Here is a 16,684-nt window from a genome sequence, read left to right on the forward strand (position 1 = left end):
ATTCCATCATGCGTCTGAAAGACCGGATCGCGCTGATCACCGGTGCCAGCCGCGGCATCGGTGCCGCCATCGCCAAACGTTATGCCGCCGAGGGCGCGCATGTGATCTGCGTCGCCCGCACCACCGGCGCGCTGGAAGAACTGGACGACGAGATCAAGGCTGCCGGCGGCAGCGCCACGCTGGTGCCGCTGGACCTGGAAAAGACCGAGCTGATCGACGGCCTGGCCGCGCCGCTCTATGAGCGTTTCGGCCGCATCGACATCCTGGTCGGCAATGCTGGCATCTTCGGCCGCATGACGCCGCTGCACCAGTTTCCGCCCGAGCTGTGGGAGAAGGTGTTCAAGATCAACGTGCATGCCAACCAGCGCCTGATCCGCGCCGTGCATCCGCTGCTGAATGCCTCGCCTGCCGGCCGCGCAATCTTCGTCACCTCGACTGTTGCGCGCGACATCCGCGCCTATTGGGGCGCCTATGCGGCTTCGAAGGCCGCGCTGGAGGCCATGGTGCTGGGTTATGCCAAGGAATGCGCGCAGGGCAACATCCGCGCCAATCTGGTCAATCCCGGCGGCACGCGCACCAACATGCGCGCCGAGGCCTTTCCCGGCGAAGACCAGAACACCCTGCCGACGCCCGAGGACATCATGGAAGTGTTCGTCGCGCTGGCCGAAGCGGGCTGCAATCGCAACGGCGAACTGATTTCCGCCCGCGAGTATTGCGGGATCGGCAAGTAGGCGATGCATGCGGGCGCAATTGCCGCCCTGCTCGCCGCGCGCAGCGGCGGGCCGCTGTTTACGCCGGATTATCCGCTTGAGAGCCTGAACGACGTCTGGGCCATCCAGTCGGGCGCGATGGCCGCGCTCGGCCCGGTCGGCGGCTGGAAGGTCGGCCGCTGGGACGCCGATGCACCGCTGATCTATGCCCCGATCCGCAAGGCGATGATCCGCCCGTCGCCATCGGCGTGGCTGCCGGCCGAATGCCGCCTGCGCGGCCTGGAACTGGAAGTCGGCTTCCACATCGATGCAACGCCGCCGGCCACAAACGACCCGGATTTTCTGCGCAAGCTGGCTGCCAGCGTTACGTCCATGCCGGTTTTCGAAGTGGTGGACAGTCGCCTCGCGGATCCGCAGGGCACGACGCCGCTCTGGCGGCTGGCCGATTTCCAGCTCAATGCCGGGCTGGTCTACGGCGAACCGGCAAAGCCCGGCTGGCAGCCCGGCGATTTCGATCATCCGCATGTGCAACTGACCGCCAACGGTACGGACGAATACAACGGACCCGCGACGCTGAATACCCGTACGCCGTTCATCATGCTCGCCGATCTGGTCCGCGAGTGCGGCGATCATTGCGGCGGCGTGCAGCCGGGCCAGATCGTTACCACCGGTTCTTTCACGGGACTGCGCTTCTTCGCCAAAGGTACCAAGCTCACCGGCCGGATCGCGGGTCTGGCGCCGATCAGCGCGACATTTGAAACATAAAGTGCAGCTAGACTTGGATGGCCGGATCAAACCCGGCCATGACGTACCTGAGAGATGTCGTCATGCGCGGGCTTGACCCGCGCATCCACGTCCTTTCTTCTGGGTCCCAGAAAAATCATGGATGCCCGATCAGGACAGCGTCTTGGGTTCGGGCATGATTGAAGAAACTTAAGAATAAAGAAGAAGTGTCCATGTCTCCTCCCCGTTCTCCGCTCGCCGGCATGGCGCTGGTTGCCTTCGGCGCGATCGGTTTCGGCCTGATGCCGTTATTCGCCCGTACCGCCTATGCCGAAGGCCTTCCGCCGCTGTCGCTGCTGACATGGCGGTTCGGCATAGCCGTTTTGTGTATGCTGCCGTTCCTTGGGCACATGATCGCGGCGCGGCGCGAGACGCTGGTCGCCACCCTGAGCGGCGCCGGCTACATGGGCATCAACCTGTTCTACTTCCTCGCGCTGGAGCGCCTGACTGTCGGCCTGACCGTGCTGATCCTCTTCACCTATCCGCTATTCACCATCCTGATCGGCTGGCTGGGCTTCAAAGAAAGGCTCACCTGGCAGAATGCGCTGGCCGCGCTGCTGGTGCTGGCGGCCGCTATGCTGATCCTCTCGCCCGCCGGTTTCGGCGATGGCGTGCTGGACTGGGTCGGCATCGGCATGGCCTTCGTGCCGCCGGCCGCCTATGCATTGTTCGTGCATGTCGCCGCCAAGCGGCTGAGCCGCATGACCATCCCGGTTCGCCTGGGCGGCGTGTTCCTGGGTGGCCTGATCGCCATGCTGGTGCTGGGCCTGATCATGGATGGCGGCATTACCACGCCCGCTTCGCTGCCCGGCTGGGGCGCCGTGGCGGCTTTGGCCATCCTGAGCACCGTGGTGGCGCTGGGCCTGCTGCTGATCGGGGCGCCGGCCGCTGGCGCGGAACGCAGCGCCATTGCGGGCGCCAGCGAACTGGTGACGGCGCTGGCCGTGGGGGCGATTGCCTTCGGCGAAAGTCTGGATATTCGCATGATAGGCGGCACGGTATTGATTTTTGCCGCCATCCTTTTGGCTGCCCGCAGCCCCGCCGCACCGCACAACCAGCCGCATGCTGAGTAAAACACATAAAAAGTGTTTATTAGTATTATCAACAATATAAATTGCGAAAAATAACGGCACCGCCTATCCTCCCTTTCACGGATTTGCAGGGAGGGAAACGCAAATGCACCGTTCTGTCTCGCCAAGGCTGCTGGCCGTCGCGATTGGCCTGGCCAGCATCGGCCTGGCCGCCATGCCCGCCGCCGCCCAGCAGCGTAATGCCGCCATCAGCGACACCATGTTCGCCGCACAGACCTGCAATGTCTGCCATGGCAGCGCGTCCTACATCTCGCCGACCATGCCGGCGATCCATGGCGTGCCGGCCGACACGCTCTATACCGCGCTGACCGAGTTCAAGGCCGACAAGCGCCCCTACACCATCATGGGGCGTATCGCGCGCGGCTACAGCGACGAGCAGCTCAGGGCGCTCGCCGATTATCTGGCCAAGAACTGAGGCAGGAGGACCAGCCATGACCCATATCTCCCGCCGCCACCTGCTCGCCGCCGGCGCCGCGTCTGCGGCCATGTTCGGCCTGCCCCATATCGCCCGCGCACAAAGCGCCGGCCGCGTCGTCGTGATCGGCGGCGGCTTCGGCGGCGCCACCACCGCGCGCTACATCAAGCTGTTCTCGCCCAACACGGAGGTGACGCTGATCGAACGCGATCCCAGCTATGTCACCTGCCCCTTCTCGAACTATGTGCTGGGTGGCATCAAGCAGATCGACGACATCACCCACCGCCGCGATCCGCTGCAGCAGCGTTATGGCGTGAAGATCCTGCGCGGCGAAGCTTCGGCCGTCGACACCAATGCCAAGCGCGTGCGCCTGAAGGACGGCGCGCAGGTCAACTACGACCGCCTGGTGGTGGCACCGGGCATCGAGCTGAATTATGCCGGCGTGCCGGGCTGGAGCGAGCAGGCTGCCAATACGGTGATGCCGCATGCCTGGAAAGCCGGACCGCAGACCCTGCTGCTGCGCAAGCAGCTCGAAAGCATGGCCGATGGCGGCACGGTGATCGTGGCCCCGCCGGCCAATCCGTTCCGCTGCCCGCCCGGTCCCTACGAGCGGGTCAGCATGATCGCCTGGTACCTGAAGACCCATAAGCCGAAATCCAAGATCCTGGTCCTGGATGCCAAGGATGCCTTCTCGAAACAGGGCCTCTTCGTCTCGGGCTGGGAAAGCCAGTATCCGGGCATGATCACCTGGATCGCCGGCAAGGATGGCGGCAAGATCGAAAGCGTCGACCCCAAGGGCATGACGGTGACGGCCGGCTTCGGCAAGGAGAAAGGCGCGGTGATCAATATCATCCCGCCGCAAACCGCCGGCAGGATCGCCATCGATGCCGGCCTGGCCGAAGCGAATGGCTGGTGCGCCGTCGATCCGGCCAGCTTCGCATCCAAGAAGGCGCGCGACGTCTATGTGCTGGGCGATGCCTCGATTGCCGGCGCGATGCCGAAATCGGGCACCGCGGCCAACAGCCAGGCCAAGGTGGTGGCCGCCAATATCGTGTCGTCCCTGCGCGGCACCACGCCGCCAGCGGCGGTGTTCCACAACACCTGCTACAGCCTGGTGACGCCGGACTATGGCATCTCGGTCACCGACACCTACCGCCCCGGCCCGAATGGCGTGGCGGCCGTGCCGAATGCCGGCGGCGTTTCGCCCATGCAGACCAACGCGGCCCAGCGCAAGGCGGAAGCCGAGCATACCGCCGGCTGGTATGCCGGCATCATCGCCGATACGTTCGGCTGAAACCTATCTGCGCACCAAAAAACCCCCGGAGCACGAAGCTCCGGGGGTTCAGTTGGGAACACGAGGGTCATCCCTCGACGCTGACCTGGTTTTTATCCCATGGCAGGCCCATGGATGGCTGTGACCATGGTCACAGCCCGTAGGGCGCCGCAAAACTGTCATCGATCAAATATTTAAGGGGCGGCATCCCCTCCGGTTGCGCTAGGTCAAAGCGCCCTGGCCGGCGCCATGCTCCAGTGGCGCCATGACTGATTCCGCCACAGCCCTGCCCACAGCCATGCTGGCCGCGCTGGCCGCCCAGATCGGCCCGGTGCCGCGCTATACCTCCTATCCCACCGCGCCGCATTTCCAGGCCGTGGATAACGACCGCGTCTGGCGCGGCTGGCTGGGCGAACTGCCCGACGACAGCGCCTTCAACCTGTATGTGCATGTGCCCTTCTGCCGGCAGATGTGCTGGTATTGCGGCTGCCATACCCAGGTGGTGAAGAACGACGACACGCTGGAGCGTTTCCTGCAGCTGCTGCTGCGCGAGATCGACCTGACCCTGCCCTACCTGCCCTCGCGGCCGCGCCTGACCGGCCTGCATTTCGGTGGCGGCACGCCAAGCATCCTGGGCGGCGACGGGCTGCAACGCGTGGCCGAGAAGCTGTATCACCATTTCACGCCGGAGCCGGGCGCCGAGATCGCCATCGAACTCGATCCGCGCCGCTTCGAGGCCGACCTGATCCCCGGCCTGAAGGCTCTGGGCATCAACCGCACCAGCCTGGGCGTGCAGAGCCTGGACGAAAGCGTGCAGGCGGCGATCAACCGGCGCCAGCCGCTGGACATGGTGGCGCGCACGGTAGACATGCTGCGCGAAGCCGGCATCGAATCCCTCAATCTCGACCTGATCTATGGCCTGCCGCGCCAGACGGTGGAGAACGTGGTCGCCACCGTGCAGCAGAGCCTGATGCTGAAGCCGGATCGCGTGGCGCTGTTCGGCTATGCCCATGTGCCATGGATGAAGGCGCATCAGGCCCGCATCGACACGGCCAGCCTGCCCGATACCGCGGCCCGGTTCGCCCAGGAAGCGGCAGCGGCACAGGTGCTGGTGGAGAACGGCTTCTGCCGCGTGGGCATGGATCATTTCGCCCACCCCGACGACAGGCTGGCGCAGCATGCCGTGAACGGCGAACTGCATCGCAATTTCCAGGGCTACACCACGGCGGTCGGTGAAGTGCTGCTGGGGTTCGGCCCATCGGCGATCAGCACCACGCCGCAGGGTTATGCACAGAATGTCGCCTCGGTCGCCTCCTGGCGGCAGGCGGTGCATAACGGCGACCTGCCGGTGGCGCGCATGCGGGCGGTGAGCGAGGAAGACATCCTGCGTCGCGCCGTGATCGAGGAACTGATGTGCCACCTGACGGTCGATCTGGCCGAGATGGCGGCCCAGCATGGCATAGAACCGGGCATCTTCGATGCCGATCTGCCGCGCCTGGCCCTGCTGGAACAGCATGGCGTCGTGCATCGCGATGGTTACCGTGTGGTGATCGAGGAAGCCGGCCGCGCTCTGGTGCGCCAGGTCTGTGCGGCGTTCGACAGCTACCTGCAGCAGCAGCAGGCCGCCTCCGCCCCGCCGCGTCACGCTGCCGCCTGATCGCGTGATGGCGCCTGATCGCGTGATGGCGGCCACGGCGGCTGGCCTTGTTTTTTGACCGCGCTACCCTTTCTGTAGAGGGCGGATAATTCATCCGCTCCTCCCACTCAACGGATTTTCACATGACCGGATTGTTCGATCCCTACCGCATGGGCCAGTTGACGCTGGCCAACCGCATCGTGATGGCGCCGCTGACGCGCAACCGCGCCGCTGCCGGCAACGTGCCCACCGCACTGACCGCCGAATATTATGCCCAGCGCGCCGGTGCCGGCCTGATCGTGGCCGAGGCGACGCAGGTCTGCCCGGAAGGCCAGGGTTATCAGGATACGCCCGGCATCCACAGCGATGCCCAGGTGGCGGCGTGGAAACAGGTGACCGATGCGGTGCATGCGCGCGGCGGCAAGATCTTCCTGCAGCTCTGGCATGTCGGCCGCATCAGCCATGTCTCGCTGCAGCCCAACGGACAGGCGCCGGTGGCGCCATCGGCGATCCGGGCCAATTCCAAGACCTTCGTGAACGGAACCTTCACCGAGGTTTCCGAGCCGCGCGCCCTGCGGCTGGAGGAACTGCCCGGCATCGTCGAGGCCTATCGCAAGGGTGCGGCGAACGCGATCAAAGCCGGTTGCGATGGCGTGGAGATCCACGGCGCCAACGGCTATCTGCTCGATCAGTTCCTGCGCGACGGCACCAACAAGCGCACGGACGACTACGGCGGCAGCATCGAAAACCGCGCGCGCCTGATGCTGGAGGTGACGGCAGCCATCGTGGCCGAGATCGGCGCCGAACGCACCGGCATCCGCCTGTCGCCGGTGACGCCGGCGAACGACGCCAGCGACAGCAATCCGCAGCCGGTGTTCAATTATGTGGTGGAACAGCTCGACAAGCTGAACCTCGTCTATATCCATGTGATCGAGGGCGCCACCGGCGGCGACCGCAATTTCGGCGCCGGCTTCGACTACGAGGCCCTGCGCAAGCGCTTCCGCAACACATGGATCGTGAATAACGGTTACACGCTGGAAACCGCGCAGCAGGTTCTGGCCGAGCAGCGTGCCGACCTGGTCGCCTTCGGCCGGCCGTTCATCAGCAACCCCGACCTGGTGGAGCGCCTGCGTCGCAATGCGCCGCTCAGCCCGCTCGATCGCGCCACGCTCTATGGCGGCGGCGCCAAGGGATATACCGATTATCCGGTGCTGGAAGCCGCCGAGTAATCGTCAGGCTGACGTCAGCGAAATCCGGCCGGTCATCCCCGGCCGGATTTTCATTTCGCCGTGATCGTGCCGGGATTGATGGAGCATTCTACCGATCCCCGCGTTACGCTCGGATAGTGTGTTCCCGAGGTTTCGCAATGCTTCAGCCCCATCTGGTTTCCCTGTCCAGCGCCGTGCCGCGATTCGATCTGGACCAGGAGGAGGTCGCCAGCCGAGCCGGCGCAATCTTCGCGCCGATGGTGAGCGACTTCCAGCGTCTGACCCCGGTCTACCGCAATGCCGAGATCGAACACCGGCATTCCTGCGTGCCGATCGACTGGTACACCGACCAGCATAGTTTCGCCGAACGCAACGCATTGTTCCTCGATCATGCCACCGCCCTGCTGGCCGAGGCGGCACGCAAGGCGCTCGATCAGGCCGGGCTGCAACCCCACGACATCGACATGCTGATGACGATCTGCTCGTCGGGCATTGCCACGCCAAGTCTGGATGCCCGCGTGATGCAGCGGCTGGATTTCCGCCCTGACGTACAGCGCCTGCCGATCTTTGGCCTGGGCTGCGCCGGTGGCGTGCTGGGACTCTCGCGTGCTGCAGCGCTGGCGCGCGCCATGCCGGATGCGCGCGTGATGCTGCTGGCTGTCGAACTCTGCGGCCTCACCTTCCGTCAGCAGGACCGTTCGAAAAGCAACATCATCGCCACCGCCCTGTTTGGCGACGGCGCGGCGGCGGCCATCGTCAGTTGCCGACCCGAACATGCTGGCGGTCCGGCCATCGGCGCCAGCGCCGAGCATACCTGGCCCGACAGTCTGGGCGTGATGGGATGGGATGTGCTGGATGACGGGCTGAAAGTCGTGTTCTCGGGCAGCATTCCCGATCTGGTGCGCAACGACCTGCGGCCGGTGGTGGACGGTTTCCTCGCGCGGCAGGGCCTGGGGCTGGACGATATCGCCGGTTATGTCTGCCATCCCGGCGGCGCCAAGGTGATCGATGCCCTGGAAGCCTGTTTCGGTTTGCCGCCACGGGCAATGACGGAAGCCCGTGACGTTCTGCGCGGGCATGGCAACATGTCGTCGGTGACCGTGCTGTTCGTGCTGAAAGAAACGCTGAAGCGGGGTGCCCATGGCCGGCACCTGCTGACCGCACTGGGCCCCGGCTTCACGGCCGCCATGCTGCTGATGGACCTGCCATGACGGTGCTCTACTGGGTGCTGGCCTTCGTTGTGCTGCAAAGGCTGGCGGAACTGGCCTGGGCTTCGCGCAATACCAGACGCCTGTTGGCACGCGGTGCTCAGGAGCATGGCGCACGGCATTATCCGCTGTTCGTATTGCTGCATGCCTCCTGGCTGATTGCCATCGCCCTGACCGTGCCGGCCGATACCACGCCGAACTGGCCGCTGCTCGGACTGTTCGCGCTGCTGCAACTCGGCCGCGTCTGGGTGATCGCCACGCTGGGACCCTACTGGACCACGCGCATCATCACCCTGGAGGGCGCACCGCTGGTGCGGCATGGCCCCTTCCGTTTTCTCCGCCACCCGAATTACTGGGTGGTGACGGCCGAAATCGCCTGCCTGCCGCTGGCCTTCGGCGCCTGGCCGGTGGCCGTGATCTGGAGCCTGCTCAACGCAGCTCTGCTGCGTCACCGCATCCGCATCGAGGAAACCGCCCTGCAGACCCGCGCCGGCCTGCCCTGATCAGATCTCGATCTGGCTGCCGACTTCCACCACGCGGTCGGTGGGCAGGCTGAAGAATTCCATCGCCGTGTTGGCGTTGCGCGACATCCAGGCGAACAGAACCTCGCGCCACGGCATCATGCCCGGCCGCGCGCTGGGGATGATGGTTTCGCGGCTGAGGAAATACGATGTCTCGAATGGCACGAAAGGCAGTCCGTGCTTCTCGCCCAGCCGCAGCGCCGCCGGCACATCGGGATATTCCATGAAGCCGTAATGCACCGAGATGCGCCAGAAGCCCTGGCCCAGATCGTGCACTTCCAGGCGTTCCTTGCGCGACACATAGGGCCGGTCGGCGATCACCACGGTGAGAAGCAGGTTGCGTTCATGCAGCACCTTGTTGTGCTTCATGTTGTGCATCATCGCATGGGGAATGCCGTCAGCGGTGCCGGTCATGTAAACCGCCGTGCCGGAGACGTGATGGGCCGATTTCGCCCCGGATTTCAGGAACAGGTCAACCGGCAGGGCCTCGCTACGCAGGCGTTCGAACAGCAGGCTGCGGCCGCGCTTCCAGGTCACCAGCAAGGTGAAGATCAGCAGGCCGGTGACCAGCGGGAACCAGCCGCCATGAGGAATCTTCACCGCATTGGCCAAGAAGTAGACCGTATCGACCAGCAGGAAGACCGCCACTAGGAAGCCCATCAGCAGCCGGTTGCCCTGCCATTGCTTGAACATCAGGATGGCGAACATCAGCGTCACGATCAGCATCGTGCCGGTGACCGCGATGCCATAGGCCGAGGCCAGATTGCTGGAGGAGTGGAAACCCAGCACCAGCAGCGCGACGAAGAAAGCCAGCGACCAGTTGATGAAGGGCATGTAGATCTGGCCGCGTTCGTCGGACGAGGTGTGCAGCACGCGCAGACGCGGCAGGAAGCCGAGCAGAATGGCCTGCTGGGTCACCGAGAAAGCGCCAGTGATCACTGCTTGCGAGGCGATCACGGTGGCCAGCGTCGCCAGCACGATCATCGGCATCAGGGCCCAGGCCGGCGCGAGCGCGAAGAAGGGATTGTCGACCGGGCCATTTTCCATCAGCAGCGCGCCCTGGCCGAAATAATTCAGCAGCAGCGCGGGCAATACGAAACCGAACCAGGCCAGGCGGATCGGCCGGCGGCCGAAATGGCCCATATCGGCATACAAAGCCTCGGCGCCGGTGACAGCCAGCACGACGGAGCCGAGTGCGAGAAAAGCCGTCCAGCCATCGAGAATGAAGAACTGCACGGCATAATAGGGATTGAGCGCCAGCAGCACGTCGGGCTGACGCACGATTCCCATGATGCCCATGGCCGTCAGCGCCAGGAACCACAGCACCATGATCGGGCCGAACAGCAGGCCGACTCGCGCGGTGCCGCGGCGCTGGAACAGGAACAGCGCCAGCAGGATCACCAGCGTGATCGGTTCGACAGCATGAGAAAGATGCGGCGTGGCCAGTTCCAGGCCCTCCACCGCGCTGAGCACGGAAATTGCCGGCGTGATCATGCTGTCACCATAAAACAGCGCGGCGGCGAAAATACCGAGGATAGCCACCAGGCCTGACAGACGCGTGCCCTGGGTGACGCGGTCGACCAGAGCCAGCAGTGCCAAGCTGCCGCCCTCGCCCTTGTTGTCGGCCCGCAGGATAAAAATCACGTATTTGAACGATACGACCAGCATCACCGACCAGAAGACCAGCGACAGGATGCCGAAGACATGCGCCTGATCGGTGGCCAGCGGATGCGGACCGAAGAAGCTTTCCTTCATGGCATAAAGCGGGCTGGTGCCGATGTCGCCATAGACCACGCCGATGGCGCCGAGAGTCAACCTGCCGAGCGACGAGCCATGGGCCGCGCCGGCAGACGTCCTGTGAATTGTCACGATAGCCTCTGGGGGATGCTTATCCTGCGCCGGTTCGTCTGGCGGTCTGTCCGCGATGGCGCGGGCGGAACTCTGATCCCGTTCCCCACATTTTGACAAGCGGGAGCAGCCCTGAATTTTTTGCAGGGCTGGAATGCTGGCATAATCAATAGCTTGAGCGTATCTGCAATAGCCTCAACGGCCGATAGCGACTCCCTCCCGCCGCGGATCGGCGCCGCCGATCAGCCGGCCGGACCGGACTTCGATTCCCTGCAATCCGCTGCCCAGTTCGCCGACACTCACCTTGTGGCCGCGTGCCCGCATCTCGTCGGCCAGACCGGCCAGCGGCGTGCCGGCTTCCAGTTCGAGGCCGGCATTGCGGTCGAGGAAATGCGGTTGCACGATGGCTTGCTGGATATCCATCTGCCAGTCCAGCACGCCGATCACCGTGCGGGCCACATAGCCAATGATGCGACTGCCGCCGGGCGAACCAACCACCAGACGCAGCGAACCATCGGCATCGAAAGCCACCACGGGCGTCATCGAACTGCGCGGGCGTTTGCCGGGTTCGATGCGGTTGGCGACCGGACGGCCATTGCTGACGGCATCGGCGGAGAAATCGGTGAGCTGGTTGTTGAGCAGAAAGCCGCGCACCATCTGGCGCGAGCCGAACACATTCTCGATGGTGACGGTCATCGACACGGCATTGCGTTGCGCATCCACCACCGAGACATGGCTGGTGGATGGCAGTTCCGGCGCCGTGTCGCGGCCATACAGCCTGCCTTCGCGCTGCGGCGGCTCGCCGGGTGTTGCCGGCTGCGGCGCCGCCTGCCCCGGACGGATCAGCGTTGCGCGGTCGCGCAGGTAGCCCCGGTCGAGCAGGCCGGTCGGCAGGCGCACATGGTCGGGGTCACCGATATAGAAATCGCGGTCGGCATAGGCCAGGCGGCTGGCCTGGGCGATGATGTCGATGGCCTCGGGGCCGGCAGGCTGCAGCCTTGGCAGATCGAACTGCGCCAGCATGCCCAGCATCTGCAGCATCGCGATGCTGGAAGATGGCGGCGGCATGGTGCAGACGCGATAAATGCGATAGGCGATGCAGGAAGGATCGCGCTCGGTGGCGCGATAACCGGCAAGGTCGGCCATGCTGACGGCGCCGGGATTGGGCGCAGCCCGCACGGCTGCCACGATGTCGGCCGCGATATCGCCGGTATAAAAAGCCGACGCGCCGTCTCTCGCGACCCGCCGCAAAGTTTCCGCCAGCGCCCTGTTCACCAGCAGACTCCCGACGGGCTTCGGGCTGCCATCGGCCTGATAGAACAGATCGCGTGCCGCCGCATTGTCGCGCAGGCGGGAATCCCGCTCCAGAAGAGCATGCAGCCGCGGCGATATGGCAAAGCCCTGCTCGGCCATGCGGATGGCGGGATCAAACAGCCTTGCCCAAGGCAGCCGGCCATATTCACGGTGGGCCAGTTCGAACATGCGTAGCAGGCCGGGCACGCCCACCGAAGCACCGCCCACCACGGCATCGAGGAAGGGTTTCTTCTTGCCGGCGGCATCATAAAACAGGTTGCGGTCGACGCCGGCCGGTGCGGTCTCGCGGCCGTCGAAGGCACGCAGCTTTTTTGCCGCCGCATCCCAGACCAGTATAAAACCGCCGCCGCCAATTCCAGAGGATTGCGGCTCGACCAGATTGAGCACCAGCGCCGTGGCGATGGCCGCGTCCACGGCGGACCCGCCTTCGGCCATGATCTGTGCGCCGGCTTGGGCGGCCAGCGGATTGGCCGCTGAGACCATGTGCTGGTCGGCAATGACGGCGGATTTCTCGGTCCGGCCGGTCTGTGCCTCTGGTGCGATACTTTCGTATGCAGGGGGGATTCTTGGTTGGGGCTGGGCTGCTGTGCGCTGCACAAAAAACGGCAGCAGAATTGCGGCGGCTAGAACCACGATTCCATGCTTAAATGCTGTGTGCAGGTCCATTCCGCTCACCCGGCCGATAATAATTCCGTAATGATAGGGCCATCCCGGCGCAAGGAATAGGTAGTTCCCCTTAGGTAGAAGACCGGGATTATCCGACGGCCGCGATTCCTGTAGGTCTTTTGCGTCAACGCAAACTGGCGGGGGATATCACGATGGCCATAGCACACGCAGTTCAGCAGCACAGCGACCTGTCTCGTGCCCGGTCAGCCGTACCGCTGCCACACAAGGTGGATGCGGGCGTTATTCCTCTCCTGCCCGGCATAGCCACCGAACTGCACCGGATCGGCACGCCTGTCGCCGCGGTACGCGGCGAGGAAGTCTGCGCTGCCGGATCGCCGGCCGATTACGTCTACAAGGTGGTGGACGGCACCCTGCGGGTCTCGCGGCTGCTGCCCGATGGCCGCCGCCATATTGCTAGCTTCCTGATGAAAGGCGACTTCTTCGGTTTCGCCGACCTGGGCGATTACAGCTATTCCCTTGAGGCCCTGAGCGATTGCGCCCTGATCCGCTATCCGCGCCGCCGTTTCGACGCCGTGCTGGAAGCCGATCCACAGGCCGGCCGACAGATGTTCCGCCTGCTCTGCCGCCAGTTCAACGCCGCCAACGAGCTGCTGATGACGCTGAGCCGCAAGACGGCGGCCGAGCGGCTGGCCACCTTCCTGCTTACCATGATCCGCCGCGAAGCCGGCGCCAACAGCCGCCATGTGGCCCTGGCCATGCCGCGCGTGGACATCGCCGACCATCTGGGCCTGACCATCGAAACGGTCAGCCGCGTAGTGACCCAGTTGCGCCGGCAAAAGCTGATCGACCTGCGCGGCAGCAACGAAGTGGCGATCCTGAATCCGGATGGCCTGGAAGACCTGGCGGGCGACTGAGCCCCCTCCCAACTCGGCCTGGTTCACATGCGGCAGCGCTTGGCGCTGCCGCATTTTTTTATCCGCACCAGCGAAACACAAAAAAAGCTGCGACCGGGTCGGGCGCAGCCTCGGAGGGCCTGGTAGGCGACGAACTCGGCGTGGGCCGGCTTAATGCGGGGCCAAGGCCTGTTCGATGGTCTGGAACAGGGTGACATGCGATAGCGGCTTGTCGAGCAGGGCCAGCGCACCCAGTTCGGATGCCTGGTTCTGCAGGATGGCATCGCGCTTGCCGGTGATCAGGATGGTAGCCGGCACATTGCCCCGGTCGCGCATGGCCTGCATCAGCTGGATTCCGGTCATGTTGGGCATATGAACATCGAGAATCAGGCAGCAGTGCGACAGATCCGGATCGGCCGCCAGGAACCGTTCGCCGGATTCGAAATCCCGCACGACATAACGCCGCACCTGCAGCAGTGCCTTGAGCGAGTCACGAACGACATCGTCATCGTCGACGACGTAGATCAGAGGCTCTTGGATCGGGATTTCGGACCGGGATTCCATGATGATCAGAGGATACCGGTCCGGCCCTGCATTACAATTAAGGAAGATTACCTAGCATCCGCCGGATCGCTGCCGGGGAAGCCGGCGGCCAGGGCCATCCGGATCAGGTGCGAGAGGCTGTCGGCCGCCATTTTCTTCATCAGGTTGGCGCGATGGATTTCCACCGTGCGGGGGCTAATGTTCAACTGAAAGGCGATCACCTTGTTTGGATTGCCAATGATCAGCTGTTGCAGGATGTCGCGTTCGCGGCCGGTGAGGCTGGCGATCCGGGCACGCGCATCGGCGGCGTCCACATCGGACAGCAGGCCGGCTGGCGCGGTTTGCAGCGTGCGCGTCACGGCCTCCAGGATGGCGGCATTGCTATAAGGCTTCTCGATGAAGTCTGCGGCTCCCGCCTTCATGGCGCGCACGGCCAGGGCAACATCGCCATGGCCGGTCACCACAATCACCGGCAGGCTGATGTTGCCGGCACGCAGATGCTCCAGCAGGGCGATGCCGTCCATGCCGGGCATACGCATGTCGATGATGGCACAGCCGCTGGCCACCGGCCGATACCCGAGCAGGAAGGCCTCGGCCGAGGCGAAGGCCACCGCCTCCATGCCCTTGGCCATCAGCAGGGCAGCAAGGGAATCACGGACGAATTCGTCATCGTCGACGATAAAAACAATCGGCTTGGTCATTATGCTTGTGTCTCGATGGCCTTCACCGGCAGGCGGAAACGGAAAATGCTGCCGCCATCGGGGTTCGGTTCGGCCCAGAGCCGACCGCCATGGGATTCGATGATCGAATGGCTGATCGACAGGCCGATACCCATGCCATCCTTCTTGCTGGTAACGAAGGGCTTGAACAGGCCGGCAGCGATTTCCGGCCCGATGCCGGGTCCGGTATCGGCGACGACGACCTCCTGATGATCATCATCGGCGAATGTGCGGATCGTCAGTTCGCGGCGGCTCGATTCACGCAGGGCCTCGACGGCGTTGCGCACCAGGTTCACCACCACCTGCTGGATCTGGATCTTGTCAATCTCAACCGGACCAAGGCTGTTATCGAGATCAAAGCGCACCTGGATGGCGTCGACCTTGGCACCGATGGTGGCCAGATTGCTGGCCTCGATTACCAAGCGATTCAGGTCCTCCGGATTGCGCTCCACCGGGCCCTTCTCGACAAAGCTGCGCAGGCGCCGGATGATCTGTCCCGCCCGCTCCGCCTGCCCCACTGCCTTGGCAATGAATTCCGGCACCTGCGGCGGTACGTCGCTGCCGGCGGTTTCCATCATCTGCCGGGCGGCTTCCGCGTAATTCATGATCGCGGTCAGCGGCTGGTTGAGTTCATGTGCCAGCGAGGATGAAAGCTGTCCCATGGCACTGAGGCGCGAGATATGCACCAGTTCAGCCGTCAGCTCGCGCACCCGTCGCTCGGCCTGATGCCGTTCGGTGATGTCGCGAATCACGCCGATGAAGCCGGCGCTGCCATTGGCACCGCGCATTTCACCGATCGACAGGTCGATGGGAAAAACCGTACCGTTCTTGTGTTGCGCCTCCACCTCGCGGCCGGTGCCGATGATCTTGGCCTTGCCGGTGGAATGGTAGTTATGCAGGTACCCGTCATGCTCCCGGCGATAAGGCTGCGGCATCAGGATATTGACGTTCTGCCCGATCACCTCCATGGCGCGATAGCCAAAGATGCGCTCGGCTGCGCGGTTGAAGACCTCGATCCGCCCTTCCGGCGTGATGGCAATGATGGCGTCATGCGCACTGTCAATCAGCGCGCGGAAACGTTCGGCGGCCTGCTGCTCGATGACTTCGCTGCGCGCGCGCCTGGCCACCTCGCTGTCCAGCGCAGCCGTGTGCTCCTGCACATCGCGTTGCACGATGCCTATCCGGTGCTGCAGCCATGCGAAGATTCCCAGCAGCGCGACCGTCACGCTCAGGCCAATCACAGGCCAACGGGCATCCTCTCCGGTCTCGCGGTATGCGATATAGGAGAGACCGAGGCCGATCGCCGCCGTGGCGATCATGATGAATGGAATCTGCAGGCGAGACATTCTGAAACGGCTGGCTTCCGGCTGGCTGGTGGAGCTGATTCTCCACATCTCAAAACGAGATTCGTGTTTACTCGATAACAACCGAGAGAGCCATTGATCTGCAAGCTTTTTTTAGGGAAACCGACCCGTCCGCCGCTCTGGCCAATTGCGTGGAATCCCCCTACAGATAAAAAGATGCATATGGGGGTGAGGCGGATGCGCGGTGTTGCCACAGCCATTCTGCTGGCCATGCTGGCCGGCGGATGCCGATGCCTGGTTCACGCGGGTCGACGCGGATCGTGACGGATTCGTCACGGTCAACGAACTGACGCTGATCCGGCGCAGCCTCGATCCGACGGAGCCGGTTCCTGCTTCCCGGACCGCCAGCCGCGGACGCAGAACAACGATCATCGACCGTTCGCCCGATCCGGTGATGGCGGCGGACGCCAACCTCGATTTCAGGGTCAGCGCGGGGGAATTCCGCCTGCTCAGCGAAAAACGTTATGCCCTGAAAGCTCGCGAAGGTGCGCCGGATCGCATGATCGTCATGGCCGAATGCCGGCGCTAATG

16 protein-coding genes are annotated in these 16,684 nt (G+C 64.2%); 11 read left to right on the top strand and 5 right to left on the bottom strand.

Annotation, left to right across the window (positions count from 1 at the left end; genetic code table 11):
• Nucleotides 1-8 precede the first annotated feature (8 nt).
• The 9 genes from ACK4FJ_RS16720 to ACK4FJ_RS16760 all read left to right on the top strand — a co-directional run bounded on the left by ACK4FJ_RS16720 (nt 9) and on the right by ACK4FJ_RS16760 (nt 8,827).
• Nucleotides 9-731, top strand: a complete 723-nt coding sequence (locus ACK4FJ_RS16720; RefSeq protein ID WP_409767869.1) for an SDR family NAD(P)-dependent oxidoreductase — start codon at nt 9-11, stop codon at nt 729-731.
• 3 nt (nt 732-734) lie between these two features.
• Nucleotides 735-1,475 (top strand): hypothetical protein, encoded by a 741-nt coding sequence (locus tag ACK4FJ_RS16725; protein WP_409767870.1) that lies wholly within the window; start codon nt 735-737, stop codon nt 1,473-1,475.
• Between the two features lie 191 nt (nt 1,476-1,666).
• Nucleotides 1,667-2,566: a DMT family transporter gene (locus ACK4FJ_RS16730; protein WP_409767871.1), complete on the top strand. Its 900-nt coding sequence runs from the start codon at nt 1,667-1,669 to the stop codon at nt 2,564-2,566.
• Between the two features lie 103 nt (nt 2,567-2,669).
• Entirely contained in the window at nt 2,670-2,999 is a 330-nt protein-coding gene (locus ACK4FJ_RS16735; RefSeq protein WP_409767872.1) for a c-type cytochrome, read from the top strand.
• Between the two features lie 16 nt (nt 3,000-3,015).
• Complete coding sequence (locus tag ACK4FJ_RS16740; RefSeq protein WP_409767873.1) at nt 3,016-4,293, top strand: FCSD flavin-binding domain-containing protein; 1,278 nt, start codon at nt 3,016-3,018, stop codon at nt 4,291-4,293.
• A gap of 244 nt (nt 4,294-4,537) precedes the next feature.
• The gene (hemN, locus tag ACK4FJ_RS16745; protein WP_409767874.1) at nt 4,538-5,929 is read left to right on the top strand and encodes an oxygen-independent coproporphyrinogen III oxidase; all 1,392 of its coding nucleotides are present in this window, start codon (nt 4,538-4,540) and stop codon (nt 5,927-5,929) included.
• 122 nt (nt 5,930-6,051) lie between these two features.
• A complete protein-coding gene (locus ACK4FJ_RS16750) occupies nt 6,052-7,137 on the top strand; it encodes an alkene reductase (protein ID WP_409767875.1) in 1,086 nt (361 codons plus the stop codon).
• Between the two features lie 137 nt (nt 7,138-7,274).
• The gene (locus ACK4FJ_RS16755) at nt 7,275-8,327 is read left to right on the top strand and encodes a type III polyketide synthase (RefSeq protein ID WP_409767876.1); all 1,053 of its coding nucleotides are present in this window, start codon (nt 7,275-7,277) and stop codon (nt 8,325-8,327) included.
• Nucleotides 8,324-8,827 carry an isoprenylcysteine carboxyl methyltransferase family protein gene (locus ACK4FJ_RS16760; RefSeq protein WP_409767877.1) on the top strand — a complete coding sequence of 168 codons (504 nt, stop codon included), beginning with the start codon at nt 8,324-8,326 and terminating at the stop codon, nt 8,825-8,827. Before ACK4FJ_RS16755 ends, ACK4FJ_RS16760 begins: the two co-directional genes overlap by 4 nt.
• On the opposite strand, the gene ACK4FJ_RS16765 is transcribed toward ACK4FJ_RS16760, so the two are convergent.
• Entirely contained in the window at nt 8,828-10,714 is a 1,887-nt protein-coding gene (locus ACK4FJ_RS16765) for a potassium transporter Kup (protein WP_409767878.1), read from the bottom strand.
• 174 nt (nt 10,715-10,888) lie between these two features.
• Nucleotides 10,889-12,490, bottom strand: a complete 1,602-nt coding sequence (ggt, locus tag ACK4FJ_RS16770) for a gamma-glutamyltransferase (protein ID WP_409767879.1) — start codon at nt 12,488-12,490, stop codon at nt 10,889-10,891.
• Nucleotides 12,491-12,825: 335 nt separating this feature from the next.
• On the opposite strand from ggt, the gene ACK4FJ_RS16775 reads away from it, so the two are divergent.
• Nucleotides 12,826-13,548 carry a Crp/Fnr family transcriptional regulator gene (locus ACK4FJ_RS16775; protein ID WP_409767880.1) on the top strand — a complete coding sequence of 241 codons (723 nt, stop codon included), beginning with the start codon at nt 12,826-12,828 and terminating at the stop codon, nt 13,546-13,548.
• Nucleotides 13,549-13,698: 150 nt separating this feature from the next.
• Here ACK4FJ_RS16775 and ACK4FJ_RS16780 read toward each other — a convergent pair whose 3' ends face one another.
• The 3 genes from ACK4FJ_RS16780 to ACK4FJ_RS16790 are packed head-to-tail and all read right to left on the bottom strand — an operon-like array spanning nt 13,699 to nt 16,135.
• Complete coding sequence (locus ACK4FJ_RS16780) at nt 13,699-14,091, bottom strand: response regulator transcription factor (protein ID WP_409767881.1); 393 nt, start codon at nt 14,089-14,091, stop codon at nt 13,699-13,701.
• A gap of 47 nt (nt 14,092-14,138) precedes the next feature.
• A complete protein-coding gene (locus ACK4FJ_RS16785) occupies nt 14,139-14,771 on the bottom strand; it encodes a response regulator transcription factor (protein WP_409767882.1) in 633 nt (210 codons plus the stop codon).
• On the bottom strand, nt 14,771-16,135 hold the full coding sequence (locus ACK4FJ_RS16790) for a two-component system sensor histidine kinase NtrB (protein WP_409767883.1): 1,365 nt from the start codon (nt 16,133-16,135) through the stop codon (nt 14,771-14,773). Before ACK4FJ_RS16790 ends, ACK4FJ_RS16785 begins: the two co-directional genes overlap by 1 nt.
• Nucleotides 16,136-16,337: 202 nt before the next feature.
• Here ACK4FJ_RS16790 and ACK4FJ_RS16795 point away from each other — a divergent pair, with 202 nt between their 5' ends.
• A complete protein-coding gene (locus tag ACK4FJ_RS16795) occupies nt 16,338-16,682 on the top strand; it encodes a hypothetical protein (protein ID WP_409767884.1) in 345 nt (114 codons plus the stop codon).
• The last annotated feature ends 2 nt before the right edge of the window (nt 16,683-16,684 follow it).

The organism is Ferrovibrio sp., from assembly GCF_046297595.1.
In the GTDB taxonomy this organism is placed as follows: Bacteria; Pseudomonadota; Alphaproteobacteria; order Ferrovibrionales; family Ferrovibrionaceae; genus Ferrovibrio.